A 16,095-nucleotide genomic window follows, 5' to 3' on the forward strand; every position below is an offset into this window, starting at 1 on the left:
CAGGGGACATTTCGCAGGCTCCGGAGACAGAGTCAGTGCGGGAAGAGGCTGAACGCCCAGGCTATTGCGAACACCACGGCGGCGAGCATCGGGAAGAGCCAGTTCACGACGATGAGGAACGGGTGCCGTCCCTGTTCCTGCTTCGCTTCATCCTGCACAGGCAACGGCTCGACGATCTCGCCGTCGTCACGGCTCCGAACGGTCGCGATGGTGCCGATCACCGAGAGCACGACCAGAACTGCCGCGGCTCCGACGAGAGGCGGCAGCGCCGAGAAGATCAGCCACGCCTCAGATGCTGTTGTCGGAGCCACGAGTACTGCCAGGGCGCTCGCCACCCCGACGACGACGAAGAGGGCCGCCGGCAACCAGCGCTGCCGGAAGACGGCACGCGGATAGAACGGGAAGGCGAACATCAGCGTCAAAAGCACAGGAATGGCGAGCAGCATCAGCTGCGGCACCGAGATCAGAACGACCGCCTGATCGAACCAGGCGACGCTTGCCAGGACGAAGAGGAAGAATATGAAGAGCTCCAGCACAGGAAGGAGCACCGACCTGACCGCGTGCTCGCGCGCGTTCATGGCGGGAAGGTCCAAAGAAGCGGCGTAGTCCCGTGCGGAGCCGAAGGCCTCTTCCGCACCCTGCCCGGAGTCGGACAGCAGTTCTCGGACGCTGGCGATCGCATCGCCGATGGCCGGTCCGTGCACGCGGCGCAGGCGCAGTTCGACGGTGAACTGCTCGATCCACGTATCGTCGGTCGTCGTCTTCATGGGATATCCGTTCCTACGGGCCGTGCACTGCTCAGATAGGCGTTGCTGTTCGCTGCGAAACGCAGCCACTGTGCTCTCATTCGCTCCAGTTCGCTGCGCCCGAGATCGGTCAGCGAGAAGTATTTGCGGCCGGGACCTGCCTCGCCCGGGCGCCATTCGACGGTGACGAACCCGGCCGACTCGTGGCGGGCGAGTATCGGATACAGCGTGCCTCCCTTGACTGCGCCCAGCCCGTTGGCCTCGAGGTCGGCGATGATCGCGTATCCGTACGATTCGCCCTGCTCCAAGGCGCAGAGGCTGAGCATCCCCAGGGTCGCGCGCATCCAGTCGCTCGGCCACTCCCCGGGCGACGACACTGCGTCTGATTGCTCTGCCTGCATAACTAAACTATGTGTCTAACTAGTCAGTGCTGTCAAGTCCGAGTCCGCGCCGTCATCGCTTCGGTGAACGCATGAGCACCCGCGCGACCCCCGCCGAGGATGCGAGTCCAGGGCTGCTGGCTCGAGTCTCAGAAGGGTGCGGGCTCGGGGTCGCGTTCGCGTACGTCGTGTCTGTCGGCCAGGTCGGGCATGGGGGTGCCGTTGGCGAGTTCTTCGCTGTCGACGAACCTCACTGAGGACTCGGGCTTGTCGCGGTAGGCCCTCCCGGTGGGGCTGGTCCATTCATACACTCCGGCGGCGGTCTGTTTCGCTTTCCATGGGGTGTGATGTCGCAGGGTGTGGTGATGTCGACACAGTGCTCCGAGGTTGGTGACGGTGGTTTCGCCGCCTTGGGCCCAGTCGGTGGTGTGGTCGATGTCGCATCGTCGGAACGGCTGGTCACAGCCCGGGAACCGGCAGTGCTCGTCCCGTGCCTGCAGGAACCGCCGCTGCTCCACGGTCGGCTTATAGGAGTCCGCGGCCAGCAGCGCCCCGGTGTCAGGGCGGCGGAAGAGGCGTTCCCAGACGGGTGCCGTGTCGGCGAGGGCGCAGAGGATGTCGGCGGGGAGCGGGCCATGCCCGGCCAGATGCCCCGGCTCGTCGGTGAGATCGGCGAGGACCTGCACCGGGATCGTGACCTGCACCGTCGCGCGGATCTCCTCGAGGATGTTCTTCCCGGAAGCATCCATGACATGGTGCGCGGTCGGGGTGCCGGTGAGGATCAGATCCGCGGCGACGTCCGCGCAGACTCCCCCGAACGTGCGCGGATCGGCCTCCACCCCAGGGGTCGTTTCGCTCGCGCCGGTGACGGCGGCGGGGTGCTGGCGGTCGGTGTCGCGCATCACGGTCTTCGCGATCGAGGTGACCCGGTCTTCCATCCCGCGGATCGCGGTCGCATCACCGATCACATGCAACTCCGCGAGATGCTCCGACAGCACCGTCGTGAACACCATCCGTCGACGCCGCGCCGCGCGGGCTTCCTCCTCCGGGTCGCGGGGATCGAGCTGCTCAGCCACACGCACACAGTCCGCGGCGAACCCGGGCACCGAACGTGTCGGGGACGCGTCCAGCAGCTCCAGCACCCGCTCCTCATACACATCACGGATCTCACCGGTCAGTCGGGTGCCGGCATCGACGACCGCCCGCGCCCTGTCCTGCCCGATCGTGGCGTCCTCGACACGAGCGAGCGTGGCAGGGAAGCTCTCGTGCAGCAGATACGCATCCGACAAGTCAGCCTTCGCACGAAACCGGGTCACGCCCCGCACCAGCGCGACCTCCGCCGCAACCGAACGGACCGGCATGTCATCCACCGGCCCCTCACACGCCGACACCGACGGCCGCTTCCCCCGAGTACGGAGAGCACGCTTACCCTGCGCGACCGCGATCCGCATCAGCTCCGCCGACGCCCGCACCCTGGCCGCCTCCGCCACACGAGCAGCCCGCTCCGCAGTCTCAATGTCAGCCAGCAGCACACGCGACCGCTCCTGTTCCTCCTGGGTGGGGAACCAGACCGGCGGACGCTTCGATGACATACCCAGATCGTCCCACCGACCACCGACATTCCACCCGGACGGCCGGATCAGCACGAATCGCTCCGCGCCGCGACGATCTCTCGCTCGTCCGCGGGACGCTCAGTGGCTCCGCGTGTCGTTGTCGATGCTGCGTTGGAAGATCGCCTCACCCACCAGACACGAAGAAGGACCCGACCTTCCGGTCGGGTCCTTCTTCGTTCTGTGCCCCAACCGGGAGAAAACTGTATCCTCGTTCGTCACCTTGAAATCGTTGATTTCACGCGGATCTTCCGAAGGTCAGGGCGTGTCGGTTTCCAGTCTAGCTGTGCCTCGAAGTGATGTTCGTGGGCCGGTGGTGACGCCGATTGAGACGGCTGGAACCCCGGTCGCCCCCGAGACGTTGCAGGCGATGGTCGCGGCGTACGAGTCCAGGGCGTCGCTGATCTCGATCGCACGTGAGCATCGTTTGGGTAAGGAAACGGTGCGGGATCTGCTCGTGGATGCTGGTGTCAGGATCCGTCGTCAGGGGTTGGACGATGAGCAAGTTGCGCACGCGGTTCGCGGCTATGAGTCGGGGCTGACGACGCGTGAGATCGCACGGGAGCTCGGTATAGGGCACTCGATGGTGTGGCGGGCGTTGAAGCGGGCGGAAGTCGAGTCCAGGCCCAATACTCGTCGCGTCGGACGCAAGCTCTCGAAGCAGTGAACGCCATCCCTACGGTTCTTGGAGCATCTCCGGCGCGGGTTGCGGAACCGAGCGGCTTGATCGGGGATGTCAGGGCGTTCTGGGAGGATTGAGCAAAAGCGAGAGAGTCGGGAGGTGTGCGGTGATGGTTGCTCATTGGCTTCCCGATAGGCACCTCGGGGTTGCTGCGACGCTTGCTCATGTCGACGAGCTGATCGGAAGAGTCGGCGAGATGCTCTTTGACTACCAGGCCCAGTCCTCGGACGTCGTTCGCCTCCGAGAAGTGCTCGACGGGCAGCTTCGGCATCTAGTGGTTGACAGTGTGGCGCCGATCCCGCAGAAGATCCCGTTGCTGGCCGCTGATGCTCTCAACGCGCTTCGGGCGGCGATCGAGCACACGATCTACATCGAGGCCGAGGCCGACGCGGGAGCCGAACTCAGCGAGAGAGCGGCGAAGCTCGTGGAGATGCCTGCTGCGTCGAGCTACGACAAGTTCGTGGAGTGGACCCAGAAACGGGCGAAGAACGGGCCGTCGGCGCTTCGCAGCGGTGCGGATCTGAACCGGCGCATCTACGATCTCCAGCCACTTCACCGGTACACCGATCCCGAGGCGCATCCGTTAGCACGGCTGGTGGCTTACACGAATCACGCGAAGCACCGCACCCCGGCGGTCACGGCCGTTCGAATCCCTGTTGTGTCTCGCGAAGACGTGACACCGCGGCATCCGCGCGACATACCGAAGCGGCCTGAGGAACCGCTCGTGCCGGGCGAGGTCATCTTCTCGGCTCCCACGGGCCAGGTGGTGCCGGTGACGCTGTTCCCCACCGTCGGGATCAACCTGCCGGAAACCGCTCGCTGGCCGGTGTTGATGAACGAGCTGGGCGAGATCGCTGCCTGGGTGCGGACGCAGGCCATCCCGAGGCTCATCACCGGAACGGATCCTCCCCAGCCCGAGATCCCGGCGTGGCATGAGATATCGCAGGGCCACCCGGATCTGCGGGTGGCGCTCTCCGAAGGGAGTCGGGTCCCTGCGTATGACCGCAACCGCGACCGGCTGAGTGCGGCGACGGTACGAGCGGACATGACGGGCACCATCGCCGACATGCCCGACGCTCCAACATTCGCGGACGTGCGGGCCTGGCTGGAATCGCTGCCCGATACCGATGTCCTCACCCGTATGCGCGAACTCGTGCCGAGCTTCGATCACGACGCAGATGACATGCTCCACAACTGGGACGTGCTGCAGAGGATGCGTGACGATGCGGTCGCGTTCACCCAACGCCGCGCTATGACCGATCTTGAGGAACCATCCAATCTAGATAGGCGTGACTGAGCTTTCGACGGGCGCGGATTCGCGCGTCCGAGGTACACCCCTGGCGGGCCCAACACGAGATCTACGAGACACTCCCGCATCGGGAAGCGGTATTGGTGACCTTTCATGAGACCCGCGACATGCACGAGTACGTTATCAACACCGGCCATCTGAACGAGATCCCCAAGAGGACGTGCCGTCCGCCGACTAACAATGTCTCAAGGCCTGGCGCGATGCCGAGCAGGAACGATGACCGACCACGCGCCATGGGCGCGTGTCACACCGGAGCGTGTTCGGAGCGTGCAGCATGTCGATGCTGCCGCCGACGTGCGATCGCTTCCCGCGTTCGCACCTGCGCCAGGAGGATGAGGCTCCACGGCCCGAAGAGGAGGAACTTCAGGCCGTTCCATAGTGCCCAGAAGAAGGCCAGGTAGAGCCATTCGCTCCAGCCCTGGTCGATGAGCTCGGTGCAGGTGGCGGCGATCAGGATGTAGACGACGCCGAGGAGCATCGCTGGAACACCCCACCGCAGGCAGCGACGGATGCGGAGTCGGTCGAGGAGGATGTTGGTGGGCATCCATCGGCGCAGGAAGATGCGGGTGTGGATGCTGGCGTTCCAGAGCCGGTTCAGGAGCATGGTGTGGGCCTCACTTTCGCACGCAGGACTATTGCGGTGTGGCTGGTCCTGAGTGGTTGAGTGCCCGAGATGCTGCTCGAACGGTCTGCGTCACCCCTGAACAATGTCCGGGGGCTCGGCGTGTGGTTGCTCCTGCCACCATCAGGATACCGGCGGCCCTGCAGCAAAGGAAGAGCAATCCCTTGCCGGGCGGTCGTTGGTGCTCACAGGGTGCGGCTGCGCCGTTGCTGAGCCCCGGGCGATGCGTCCTGCTGGTCTGGCTGATGGCTGGCGAGGAGCCCTCGGGCGCGTTCGTAGTCGATCCTCTTTGCGTCATCGTCGGGGACGGGTCCGAGGGGGCTGGTGGAGGTGATGCCCCACCGGTCCCGATACGCGGCCACCACCCGCACCGCCGTCGCCCGTGCGTCGGGGTCCAGGCCGTCGACGATGCTCATCCACGGCTCGGGCCGTTCGATGGCCGTGGTGGTGAGGGCGTCGAGGCGTTGCTGCATGAGCTGCTCCCGCTCCTGGAGCGCCTGCCGCATGGCTGGGTCGGTGATGCCAGTCGCACGCGGGACGAGGCCGGCGATCAGCGACACCCGGCGCGCTGACGGCTGGTAGGTGGCGGCGACTTTCTGGACCCGGTAGCGCAGCAACGACCCGAGATCCTCCACCCCATCGAGGCCTCCGGCGCGGGTGATGCGTGGGAGGAGGTCGTTGATGTCGTGCCCGTCGGCTTCGAGTCGGCGCAGTTCGGTGGTGAGGATCCCGAACGAGTCCGTCTCCACCAGCTCATCGATCGCCTGTGGGGTGAGGCCGCCGTGTTCGAGGAGGGTGACCCACCGGTCCTGCTGCGCTTCTTGGGCGATGGTGTCGTACTCGGCAGCAAGCTGGGCCAGCGACCCCCACATGTCCTGCTCAGTCGTGATGGTCTCGTGGGCGGAATGCTCCGCACCGACATGCTGCAAGATGCCGTAGAGCACGGACCGGGCGGTCATCTGCAGGTCGTCCCGGTGCTGGTGATCTTCAAGGTGATGTTCATCGGTCGCGATGTAGGCGCGGTTGGATTCCCGGCCGCGGGTCATCGCGACGTAAAGGGATTCCCGGGTCATCTCGGGTGAGTGCACGATCGCATGCGCAGTATCGACAGTGGAGCCCTGCGCCCGGTGAGCCGTGATCGCGTACCCCAGCTCGACGTGCTCGGTGACGTACGCGGCAGGGAGAGTGATTGTGGTGCGCCATTTGGAGTGTGCGCGGCGGACGGTGAGGGATCCGTCATCGTTGGCGCGGGTGACGGTCCACCGGTCGCCGTTCTTCAACCACCCCCGTTCCAGCGCGAGTCGGCGGTCGTTCTGTCTTGTGATGATGAGGTCGCCGCGGGAGGCCTCGTTCCCGTCATGGAGCCGGACGCCGTCGAGGGCGACGTCGCCTGCGAGGATCCGGTCGGTGCGGGCGCGGGTGTTGAGCTCGGAAACAGTGTCTAGGGTCTCGGCTATCAACACCGATGCCTTCCCCGCAGCCAGGTCGGCACGCCATGCCTGGTATGCCTGCTCGAGGATGTCCTCGTAGCCGCCTGGGGTGATGCGGTCGTGGTCGAGGTAGGTGTCGATGACATCGGTATCGCCGATGCGCAGGCCGAGGGAGGCGTGTTTCTCCCACTCATTGCGGAAGCGGCGCACATCCGTCAGCTCCGGGGCATCGTCCCGGTCGCGGACGACCATTCCGAACGCCCCACCCGCATCCACGGCCGCGAGCTGCGCCCAGTCGCCGACAAGAAGTACCTTCGCGCCGGCCTCGGCGGCGTGGGTGGCGATGGTGTCGAGCGCGAGGGTTCCTGCGAGGGAGGCTTCATCGATGATGACGAGTTGCCCGGGTGTGAGGTTCCAGTTGCCGCGGCGGTGTTCGTGGAGCCACTTCGCCGTGTTCTCCGTCGAGATCCCCAAATCCCCGGCCAGGACATCAGCGGCAGCCGCAGACGGTGCCAGACCGATCACAGAACCGCTGCCGTGGCGTTTCTCCCACGCCCGCCGCAACGCAGACATCGTCGTCGTCTTCCCCGTCCCTGCCGGACCGACCAATACGTCGAGGGTGCGGGCGGAGACGCCGATCTTCGCGATCGCCCGCTCCTGATCCGGCGACAACACATTCCCGTCGCGGTTCTTCGTCCGCGCGGCCTGCTCAATCCACATGAGCGGCACCGTCGGCGCAGACCTGTCGTTCGACGCGTCCAGGAGACGGTCTTCGGCAGCGAGGACCTGTTCGGAAGAGAACACAGTCGCGGCCTTCGGGCGGAACCTACTGGACCCGTCTGGGCGGCGGAATGTCGGCGGGCTCGACGCGAGCTCCGGCGGTGTCAGACGCAGCGACACTCGTTCTGCGGCGTCGACGATCTGGTGAGTGATGTGGTCGCGGTCGGTCGCAGACGCGAACCGGAGTCCCATCGTCTGCCGGACAGCCTCCGCATGCAGATTCCATCGTTTCCACGTCGCCCGACGATCACCCACCCGCGCCACCACCACCTCGGCAACCTGCTCGAGATCCCCCAATGGGATGTCGTCCGCGCGCAACAACGGCTCCCCGGCACTCCTGGACAGGAGCGTTGTGGCCCACGTCGGAGCATCCTCCCCGAGCAGCTCGGTGGCACGTTCCCGCCACTGGGCGGTTAGGTCGCTCAGAGAGTGGTGCTGCTTCGGAGGCCGTGTCTCCAACGTGGCCTGTTGCCGGAACTGCCACAACAACTTCGGAGACGGCTGCCTCCCATGCTTGACCACGTGCTCGGCGACGAGGCGGTCCTTGACCTGCTCGATATCACGGGTGCGGGAAGAGAACGCGTCCATCAGCGCCTGCGGCACACCGGCGATCTCCCACGCCGTCGACCGCCCCACACCACGCTCCCGCGCCTCCCACCCCACCCCGAGCATCGCTGTGAGGTGATCGGAGAGGACCGCGTTGTAATGCTCCGACAACCCCGTCACCGCCGCATGAATCGCGCGAGAGTCAAGGGTCCGCCACTTCCCGTCATGAACGGCCTGGACCCGGTTCGCGACCACCACATGCGTGTGCAGCTGCGGATCCGCCGCACGGGAGTCGTAGTGGTCGTATGCAGTCGCGATTACGCCTTGTACTTCGACCTGGGCTACTGCGCCCCGCGGTCCTTTCGCACCGATCCGGGTCATCGCGACGTCTCGCTCGATCAGGGCGATCACATCGTGGATCGCGGCGTGGTGGGCCTGGGTGATCAGCGCCTGCGTGCCACCGTCGGCAACCGCCCACAGGGTGGAGACGGACTTCGGCACCGAGAACGTCAAATCGAACCCCGCCACCGGCGCGTCCGTCGGCTTTGCCGCTTCTTCGGCCTCGATCAGCGTGGTCTGGGTCGCACGCTCCTCGTCGGTGAGTGAGTCCGAGAGTTTCTTGAGACGACGCTCGACCCGTTCCGTTGCGGTTGCGAACGTCCGGTACGGACGCCCCAATTGCTCGCCGTTGTTCGGGTCCTGCCCGTAACCCATCAACTGCCGCAACTGCTCCTCGGTCACCGTCGCGCCCGCCGTCACGCCGCCTGAAAGACCGACAAGTCCAGACCCGATCCATGCGCCTGGAGGTGTTCCCGATTCCAGGTAGTACCTCGTCAACGCAGAGGCGGCGTCACGGTCCCCGTCGCCGGTGACGACGGAGTTCAGCAGGTACCGGTATCCATCACCGGCGGTCATCACCCTGATCGACACCGTCACACCCGATAGGTACGCGACGGCCCTCCGCCAGGCCGTGCCGAAGACGGAGTGCCTTGTCCGGGCTGGCTGAGTGAGTTGGACTTATGGGCGCGGCCCAGGTTGTCGGGATGAGTCCTGCTCGTTCCAGATAGCCGACGAGTCCGGTGGTCAGCGGGAGACGGTGGAGCTCGTCGGGCGCGACCCAGCGGGCGTCGTCAGGAAATCATGAATCTCGAACTGATGTCCGTCGCCGGTTGGTACGGTTGCCACCCACAGTTCTCGGATGATCTGGACGTGCAGCCCGGTTTCTTCGAACGCTTCCCGCGCGGCGCATTCCGCCAGCATCTCACCCGGATCGACGCTGCCTCCTGGGACCGACCAACAGCCCTTCTCCGGCTCTGTACCACGTTTGACGAGCAGCACGCGTCCTTGTGCGTCAACGACGACGGCACTTACCGCGAGCACGATCCCATCCATGCTCTCGACCTTAGCCAGCTCCCGCTGCGGCCCGTGCTTAGGCGAACCCGATCACCTGGGACCACAGCGTTACTGACATCCCCTATCTACGGCGACCGCTGTAGCCTCCGCGCATTCAACAGAGAAGCGGGTTCGCGGTGGTGTATGGGCGCGCTCTACGGACGTTAGGCGGCTCTGGCTTCAGGGCGTTTCAGGGTTCTAAGTAGCCGGTGCGCGTAGTCCGTGTTCGACGGTGGCGAAGAAGTCTTGCGCGAGTGCGGTGAGTTCAGTTCCGGCTTTGCCCGGTGTGCCTGTGCCGAATGGTGGTTCTGGTGCGTACTCCGCTCCGAGTTCAAGGAACTGCGCGTACTCGTCACCTCGAAGACGTCCGACCAGGCGTAAGGCGAGGTCCATGCCGGCGGTGACGCCCGCGGCAGTCATAACGTTCCCGTCGACGACGACTCTCTCGTCGATAGGCGTTGCCCCATAGCCGGCGAGGAGGTGGCGGACAGACCAGTGTGAGGTAGCTCGCCTCCCGTGGAGGAGGCCGGCGGCGGCGAGGGCGATGGCGCCGGTGCAAACGCTCGCGACGACCTGCGCCGCGTATCCCAGGCGACGAATATCGGTCATCGCGTGAGGGTCGTTGGTCAGGACACTGGTGTCTCCGCCGGGTACGAGGAGCACGGTCGGCGCGTCGGCGACGTCTGCCAGCGCGATCGTCGGCGTCAGCGGGAGCCCGCCCGCACTAACGACTGGCGCTCCGGGTTCGCCGGTTGTGGCGAGATGGATGGTTGCGCCGAGCATGGAGCTGAGGAAGTAGTGTGGGCCGATTGCGTCGAGGGTGTCGAACCCGGGGTGCAGGACGATGACGATCTCTTCGTCTGCCTGGAAGGTGACGCCGGGTCGGGCAGCGAGCGCTTCGTGTGCGGCGACGGAACGGTCCCACGCGGCCTGAACTTCCGTGTCGCGCGTTGCATCTGTAGCCATCGAGGGCTGGTCGTGGTGCATGGCGTCCCAGTCACGGTGGAGGTTGTCGTGTGTATCGGTCATGGTGTGCTCCTATCGGTGTAGACAAGCTGGGTGCGGCCGGTCAGAGGGTTGGTGATCGTGGCCGCGGTGACCCCGAAGACGCGACGCAGCAGTTCAGGGGTGAAGACGTCCTGGGGTGTCCCGTCGGCAGCGACGACGCCGTTGGAGAGGACGGCGATGCGGTCGCAGTAGGCGGCCGCGAGGTTGAGGTCGTGCAGCGTCACCAGGATGGTGATGCGGAGATCGCGGACGAGGGCGAGGAGTTCGAGCTGGTGTCGGATGTCGAGATGGTTCGTGGGCTCGTCGAGCACGAGGATTCGCGGCTGCTGCGCGAGGGCGCGTGCGAGGTGCACCCGTTGCCGCTCCCCTCCGGAGAGGGTTGCGACCGGTCGCGCTGCGAAGTTGGTGACGTTCGTGACGGACATCGCGTGTTCGATTGCAGCGCGATCGTCCCGGCTGTCGGCGCCGAGGAGACGGCCATGGGGCACCCGGCCGGTCGCGACGCATTCTGCGACGGTGAGCTCGAGATCTGTCGGACCGTCCTGAACGACAGCTGCGGTAATGCGGGCGGCATCTCGTGCACGCATCTGCCAAACTTCGTCTCCGTCCGCGACGACACGCCCGGATGTCGGTGAGAGCATGCGATAGATCGTTCTGAGGAGGGTGGATTTGCCGCTCCCGTTCGGTCCGACGAGCCCGACCACCTCTGCGTCCGCGGTGAGGGAGACCCGGTCGATGATGCGCCGTCCGGCGACCTGCACGCTCACACCTTCAACGTCGAGCCGGGCACCTACTGTGCGGTCTGGCTGATTCATGTCGCGCTCCGTCCGGACCGGCGCAGCAGCCACAGGAAGAACGGTGCTCCGATCGCCGCGGTGAGCAGCCCGACAGGAAGCTCCGTCGGGGCGAGGACGGTCCGGGCAACGATGTCCACCACGACCAGCAGCAGGCCTCCCGCTAGAGCAGAGCTGGGAAGCAGCCAGCGGTGATCCGAGCCGACGATCATGCGCATGGCGTGGGGCACGACAAGGCCCACGAATCCGATTGCCCCGCTGACGGCGACAACGACGCCGACCAGAAGAGACGTGATGACGAACAGGACGAGGCGGACCCGTCCGACATCGATACCGAGACTTGCCGCAGTCTCGTCTCCGACGAGAAACGCGTTCAAAACGCGGGCGAGCAGAACGAGAACGGCGATTGTGATCACGAGCACCGCTGAAGGGAGCCCGAGGCCGTCCCATTCCGCGGCGGCGAGGCTACCGGAGAGCCAGGAGAGCACGGACGTCACTCCTTCCCCGGGTGAGCTGGCCCGCAGCACGAGGTAGCTGGTGATCGAGCTCAGCAGATAGGACATCGCAACGCCCGCGAGCACGAGCCGGTTCGGCGTCACTCGCCCGCGCTGCTGCGCGAGGAGGAAGACGATCAACGTTGTCGCCAGTGCGCCGGCGAACGCGGCGATCGGCACCGAGACGACCGCGAGAGCCCCGGTCGCGAGCGTCAACGTCGCCACCGCCGCGACCGAGGCCCCGGAGGAGACACCGAAGACGAACGGGTCGGCGAGCGGGTTGCGGACGACAGCCTGCAAGACAGCACCGGCGACAGCGAGCGCCGCACCGACGACGAAACCCAGCAGTGCCCGCGGAAGGCGGAACTCCCAGATGATGCGCGTCTCGATGTCCGTCGCCGAGGTCGGGATAGTCCAGGGCAACAGATGATCGGCGATGACGGTAATGATCCGATCCGGCGACACCGTCACCGAACCGACGCCGACCGAGAGGATCAGGGCGGCAACGGAGGCGAGGATGAACACGCCGACAGCGATCCGTGGCCGATGCGGTGCACCGATCACGGATTCGGTTCGCGTCACGGCGCGGGAACCGTCAGTTCCAGCTCCGAGTGCAGGGCGTTCGCGATCTCGGTCAGTCCTCGCATCACGGTCACGGATGCGTCGGTGTCATCGACGGGGATCTCCACGAGATTCCCGGCCTGCACCGCTGGAAGGTCGGGGAATGTCTGCTCAAGGTAGGCGCGGAGGGTGTCGTAGTCCTGTCCCTCGAAGGTTCCGACGAGGACGACCTCCGCGTCTGAAGCGGCGAAGTCCTCCTTGCTGACGTAGACGGAGTCCGCAGGGAACACGTTTCGGCCGCCTGCCGTCTCGATGGCGTCGTCGTAGATGCCGCCTGCGAGCACGATGAGCGGGCCCTCGCCGCCGTTGTAGAAGGCGACTTCCACGGTGTCTTTTCCTTCGACGGCGTCGATGACGGTCTGCTTGTCCTGCTCGAGATCTGCGATGAGCTCTTCTGCCCGGTCGCTGACGCCGAAGATAACCCCCAGATCGCGCAGCGTATCGATGGGGGTGTCCAGGGTCATCGCGATGGCGTCCCCACCGTCGGCGTCGCAGATATTCGCCCCGTAGACCTGTGCTCCGCTATTCTCGATCTGCTCCACCGACGCATATCCCTGGGACGTGTCGAACGCGTAGCCTTCCAGCGACTGACCAAGCACGAGATCGGCACCCTCGCTGAGCAGCACCTCCTTCGACGGCCACCCCATGGCCGATCCGATCGACGGGATCTCTTCCGCCTCTTCCGCCAACGAGGCGGGGTACGCCGCGTAGTCGCCGGCCCGGGCGACGAGATGGTCGCCGAGGCCCAGGGCTAGCATCATCTCGGTCGGCGCCTGCCACAGGCTCACGACATGCTCGGGTGCAGCGTCGAAGGTCAACGTCCTCCCGCAGTTCTCGATCGACACGGGATACCCCGCCTCCGATGATGGTGTCTCCGCATCCGCCAATGAGGACGGGGCTGGCGATGACGCCGAGCATCCTGCGAGGGCGAGGAGGAGAGCGGCTGCTGCGACGGTTGTTGCGCTGTGAATCCTGGTCATGACGTCCTGTCCTGCGTCCGGACAGGCCGGAACGATAGAATCTACATGTTGTAGAGATATCAATTGTCCCGAAGGAACCACCAGGACAACAGAGGCAGGAACCGCCGGGAAGGATAGATTTCCGCCATGTCGCACGCGCAAACCGCCGCGGTCACGCAGCGGCATCGCATCGCGGTGCTCGCGCTGGAGCACATGATGCCGCTGGAAATATGCATGCCTTTCGTCGTGTTTGGGGCACCGCACTTGGCTTACGACGTCGTCCTGTGCGGACGCCAGGCAGGCCTCGTGCCGACGGATCACGGGTGGCCGATCGTGGTCGAGCTCGGACTCGACGCCGTCGCCGTCGCGGACACGGTGATCGTGCCCGCTTTCCGCGGTTTCCTCGACAGCGTGCCGGACGACGTCGCTGAAGCGCTGCGCGCTGCACACGGCAACGGCGCACGCATCGCCTCCATCTGCACCGGCGCTTTCGCTCTCGCCGCAGCAGGATTGCTCGACGGCAAACGCGCCACCACCCACTGGTGCCACGCGGACGAGCTCTCCTGCCGCTATCCCGTAGCAGAGATTGACCCCGGCGTGCTCTTCGTGGACTCAGGCGACGTCCTCACCTCGGCGGGAGTCGTTAGCGGCATCGATCTCTGCCTGCACCTCCTGCGATCAGACCGCGGCGCCGCCGTCGCCAACGACATCGCCCGCACCATCGTCGCCGCCCCCTATCGCGACGGGGGACAGGCCCAGTTCATCCGCCGGCCGGTGGCCGCGGTGGCCTCCGGAGATATCGGTCGCACTCAGGAGTGGGCGCTGGGGCGCCTTCACGAGCCGCTGACCGTCGCCGATCTCGCCGCTCACGCCAGGATTCCGCGGCGAACATTCGAGCGGCGATTCACCGAAGAACTGGGCGCCACGCCCATCCGATGGCTCAACAGTGCACGCATCGACCACGCTCGCGAGCTACTGGAGTCCACCGACTGGACCATCGAATACATCAGCAGCCTGTGCGGCCTCGGCAGCCCCGCGAACTTCCGTCAGCACTTCCGCCGCGCTACGGGAACCAGCCCGCGCGAGTATCGAAAGGCGTTTACCCACGCCCGAGCAGGCGTTGCTTCACCTTGAGCCTACGACGTGATGTAGATTTGATGATCGATTGACATGCAGAGTGGAGGTGGCAGATGGCGGGTGAGCGCACGCGTGAACGAGGGGAACTCGAGGGCACCGTCATGCGCATCCTCTGGGAGGCGTCCGAGCCGTTGAGCGCCCGTGATATTCAGGCGGTGTTCACGGGTCACGTTCCTGCGTATACGACGTTGATGACGGCGCTGGAGCGTTTGCAGAAGAAGGGCGATGTCGTCCGCTCCGGCGACTCTCCGCGGAAGGTTCGCTTCCGTGCGGCGCGAAGCGGGGACGAGCATGTCGGCCGGTCGATGATGACCGCCCTCGATGGAGCCGGAGACCGGCAGGCTGCTCTATTGCAGTTCGCCGGGAACCTCGCCGAGGAGGACCTCGATCTGCTCCGCGGCGCGATCACCGGCAAGACTTCCCGCAAGCGCAGGTGAGCCGTTGATCGCCACCGGCTCCTTCCTCGCCGCAGCGGTGCTCATTCTGCTGTTCTCGCCTCTCATGTTGACGGCGGGCCGGTGGCAGGTGCGCCGCCCACGGACCGCTCTGACGCTGTGGTTCTGCGCTTTCTTCGCTGGAATCGGATTCGCGGTGACCTCCGCCGCTATTGCACTGCTGGGTGCCGTCGGCGGGGTGAATCCTGCGAGTTCAGGTGAAGCGCTGGTGCTGACGCTCGTTGGCTGGTTGAGCCTGGGTGTGCTGGCCGCGGTGATCGCTCTTGTCTCCGCGTCCGCGGAGCCGCTCGCCGACTCGTGGCGGGAGGCGGTCGGACGCTTCGCCCCGGTGGCAGTCTCCCGCGAGCACTCGCATGGTGTCACCCTCGTGTGGTTCGATTCCGAGGAGCCGGTGGCGTGTGCGGTGCCTTCTGGGGAGCCAGAGATCTTCCTCTCTACCGCGCTCAAGGAGCTGTTGAGCGACCCGCAGCTTCGTGCCGTGATCGAGCATGAGCGTGCTCATCTGCGTCAGCATCACGGGTGGGCGGTGCGAATTGCTGAGATCAACGCGCTCTGCTTGCCCAAGCGGTTCCCGGCCGGGCGAGCGCTCAAGCGGGCCACTCTCCTGTTGATCGAACTCATCGCGGACGATGCAGCCGCTCGTCGCGCCGGTGCCGTCCACCTCGCCAACGCCCTCGCGACGATGGGGCATAACACGGCCGATCCCGGCCTTGAGCTTCGCGCAGACCGGCTCACCCTCCGCCGCTGGAAGAAGCCGCGGAGCCAGCGCGCCGCAGCCCTCGCACGCGCCTGACCTCGCCGGCACCGGCCACCCTTGTCTACGACACGATGTAGAGTTATCGGAGTGGTTGGGTGTCAGGAGGAGTAGTCATGGCCGAGTTCGAGTTCTGGGTGAACGGGATGACCTGCGAGCACTGCGAGCGCGCTGTTACGGCCGAGCTTTCCGCGCTCTCGGGTGTCGTCGATGTCCAGGTGGATGCCGCTTCCGGTCGCGTTCTTCTCGCCCACGAGAGGCCCCTTGATCTGATTGTGGTGGAGTCGGCTGTCGATGATGCCGGCTACACGGTGCGGTCCTGGCCCGCAGTGGTGGATGTCTGACACCATCGCGGCCACCACTGCAGCGTCCGCGC

16 protein-coding genes are annotated in these 16,095 nt (G+C 65.8%); 6 read left to right on the forward strand and 10 right to left on the reverse strand.

The window, feature by feature from the left end; translation table 11 throughout:
• Positions 1 to 32: 32 nt before the first annotated feature.
• From CIK77_RS02645 to CIK77_RS02655, 3 genes are all read right to left on the reverse strand, one after another.
• The gene (locus tag CIK77_RS02645) at positions 33 to 767 is read right to left on the reverse strand and encodes a hypothetical protein (protein ID WP_087055266.1); all 735 of its coding nucleotides are present in this window, start codon (positions 765 to 767) and stop codon (positions 33 to 35) included.
• Positions 764 to 1,054, reverse strand: a complete 291-nt coding sequence (locus CIK77_RS02650; RefSeq protein ID WP_332841604.1) for a PadR family transcriptional regulator — start codon at positions 1,052 to 1,054, stop codon at positions 764 to 766. Before CIK77_RS02650 ends, CIK77_RS02645 begins: the two co-directional genes overlap by 4 nt.
• Positions 1,055 to 1,275: 221 nt before the next feature.
• The gene (locus CIK77_RS02655; RefSeq protein ID WP_181861388.1) at positions 1,276 to 2,718 is read right to left on the reverse strand and encodes an HNH endonuclease signature motif containing protein; all 1,443 of its coding nucleotides are present in this window, start codon (positions 2,716 to 2,718) and stop codon (positions 1,276 to 1,278) included.
• A gap of 112 nt (positions 2,719 to 2,830) precedes the next feature.
• Between CIK77_RS02655 and CIK77_RS02660 the strand changes: the two genes are divergently transcribed.
• A complete protein-coding gene (locus CIK77_RS02660) occupies positions 2,831 to 3,403 on the forward strand; it encodes a helix-turn-helix domain-containing protein (protein WP_170934156.1) in 573 nt (190 codons plus the stop codon).
• 124 nt (positions 3,404 to 3,527) lie between these two features.
• The gene (locus CIK77_RS02665; RefSeq protein WP_086993036.1) at positions 3,528 to 4,715 is read left to right on the forward strand and encodes a hypothetical protein; all 1,188 of its coding nucleotides are present in this window, start codon (positions 3,528 to 3,530) and stop codon (positions 4,713 to 4,715) included.
• Between the two features lie 256 nt (positions 4,716 to 4,971).
• On the opposite strand, the gene CIK77_RS02670 is transcribed toward CIK77_RS02665, so the two are convergent.
• The 7 genes from CIK77_RS02670 to CIK77_RS02700 all read right to left on the reverse strand — a co-directional run bounded on the left by CIK77_RS02670 (position 4,972) and on the right by CIK77_RS02700 (position 13,232).
• Entirely contained in the window at positions 4,972 to 5,331 is a 360-nt protein-coding gene (locus CIK77_RS02670; RefSeq protein ID WP_087055263.1) for a hypothetical protein, read from the reverse strand.
• 203 nt (positions 5,332 to 5,534) lie between these two features.
• A complete protein-coding gene (gene mobF, locus CIK77_RS02675) occupies positions 5,535 to 9,041 on the reverse strand; it encodes a MobF family relaxase (RefSeq protein ID WP_087055262.1) in 3,507 nt (1,168 codons plus the stop codon).
• Positions 9,042 to 9,188: 147 nt separating this feature from the next.
• Entirely contained in the window at positions 9,189 to 9,497 is a 309-nt protein-coding gene (locus CIK77_RS18010) for an NUDIX domain-containing protein (protein WP_234988384.1), read from the reverse strand.
• A 198-nt stretch (positions 9,498 to 9,695) separates the two neighbouring features.
• Positions 9,696 to 10,526 (reverse strand): DJ-1/PfpI family protein, encoded by an 831-nt coding sequence (locus CIK77_RS02685; RefSeq protein ID WP_086990907.1) that lies wholly within the window; start codon positions 10,524 to 10,526, stop codon positions 9,696 to 9,698.
• A complete protein-coding gene (locus CIK77_RS02690) occupies positions 10,523 to 11,320 on the reverse strand; it encodes an ABC transporter ATP-binding protein (RefSeq protein ID WP_029153844.1) in 798 nt (265 codons plus the stop codon). Before CIK77_RS02690 ends, CIK77_RS02685 begins: the two co-directional genes overlap by 4 nt.
• The gene (locus CIK77_RS02695) at positions 11,317 to 12,375 is read right to left on the reverse strand and encodes a FecCD family ABC transporter permease (protein WP_084644361.1); all 1,059 of its coding nucleotides are present in this window, start codon (positions 12,373 to 12,375) and stop codon (positions 11,317 to 11,319) included. The genes CIK77_RS02690 and CIK77_RS02695 overlap by 4 nt, the downstream gene beginning before the upstream one ends.
• On the reverse strand, positions 12,372 to 13,232 hold the full coding sequence (locus tag CIK77_RS02700; RefSeq protein ID WP_029153846.1) for an ABC transporter substrate-binding protein: 861 nt from the start codon (positions 13,230 to 13,232) through the stop codon (positions 12,372 to 12,374). Before CIK77_RS02700 ends, CIK77_RS02695 begins: the two co-directional genes overlap by 4 nt.
• 336 nt (positions 13,233 to 13,568) lie before the next feature.
• Between CIK77_RS02700 and CIK77_RS02705 the strand changes: the two genes are divergently transcribed.
• The 4 genes from CIK77_RS02705 (at position 13,569) to CIK77_RS02720 (ending at position 16,063) form a co-directional block, all read left to right on the forward strand.
• On the forward strand, positions 13,569 to 14,507 hold the full coding sequence (locus tag CIK77_RS02705) for a GlxA family transcriptional regulator (protein ID WP_249268614.1): 939 nt from the start codon (positions 13,569 to 13,571) through the stop codon (positions 14,505 to 14,507).
• 56 nt (positions 14,508 to 14,563) lie between these two features.
• Complete coding sequence (locus CIK77_RS02710; RefSeq protein WP_029153848.1) at positions 14,564 to 14,947, forward strand: BlaI/MecI/CopY family transcriptional regulator; 384 nt, start codon at positions 14,564 to 14,566, stop codon at positions 14,945 to 14,947.
• A 4-nt stretch (positions 14,948 to 14,951) separates the two neighbouring features.
• On the forward strand, positions 14,952 to 15,758 hold the full coding sequence (locus CIK77_RS02715) for a M56 family metallopeptidase (protein WP_029153849.1): 807 nt from the start codon (positions 14,952 to 14,954) through the stop codon (positions 15,756 to 15,758).
• 77 nt (positions 15,759 to 15,835) lie between these two features.
• Positions 15,836 to 16,063 carry a heavy-metal-associated domain-containing protein gene (locus CIK77_RS02720; protein ID WP_086990903.1) on the forward strand — a complete coding sequence of 76 codons (228 nt, stop codon included), beginning with the start codon at positions 15,836 to 15,838 and terminating at the stop codon, positions 16,061 to 16,063.
• Positions 16,064 to 16,095: the final 32 nt, after the last annotated feature.

The organism is Microbacterium sp. JB110 (assembly GCF_003335195.1).
GTDB lineage: Bacteria > Actinomycetota > Actinomycetes > Actinomycetales > Microbacteriaceae > Microbacterium.

What these genes read in the sequence shown, in the direction of transcription:
- CIK77_RS02710 (WP_029153848.1), top strand. Translation starts at nt 14,564, where the DNA reads ATGGCGGGTGAGCGCACGCGTGAACGAGGGGAACTCGAGGGCACCGTC.
- CIK77_RS02685 (WP_086990907.1), bottom strand. Translation starts at nt 10,526, where the DNA reads ATGACCGATACACACGACAACCTCCACCGTGACTGGGACGCCATGCAC.
- CIK77_RS02655 (WP_181861388.1), bottom strand. Translation starts at nt 2,718, where the DNA reads ATGTCATCGAAGCGTCCGCCGGTCTGGTTCCCCACCCAGGAGGAACAG.
- CIK77_RS02665 (WP_086993036.1), top strand. Translation starts at nt 3,528, where the DNA reads ATGGTTGCTCATTGGCTTCCCGATAGGCACCTCGGGGTTGCTGCGACG.
- CIK77_RS02720 (WP_086990903.1), top strand. Translation starts at nt 15,836, where the DNA reads ATGGCCGAGTTCGAGTTCTGGGTGAACGGGATGACCTGCGAGCACTGC.
- CIK77_RS18010 (WP_234988384.1), bottom strand. Translation starts at nt 9,497, where the DNA reads ATGGATGGGATCGTGCTCGCGGTAAGTGCCGTCGTCGTTGACGCACAA.
- CIK77_RS02645 (WP_087055266.1), bottom strand. Translation starts at nt 767, where the DNA reads ATGAAGACGACGACCGACGATACGTGGATCGAGCAGTTCACCGTCGAA.
- CIK77_RS02690 (WP_029153844.1), bottom strand. Translation starts at nt 11,320, where the DNA reads ATGAATCAGCCAGACCGCACAGTAGGTGCCCGGCTCGACGTTGAAGGT.
- CIK77_RS02670 (WP_087055263.1), bottom strand. Translation starts at nt 5,331, where the DNA reads ATGCTCCTGAACCGGCTCTGGAACGCCAGCATCCACACCCGCATCTTC.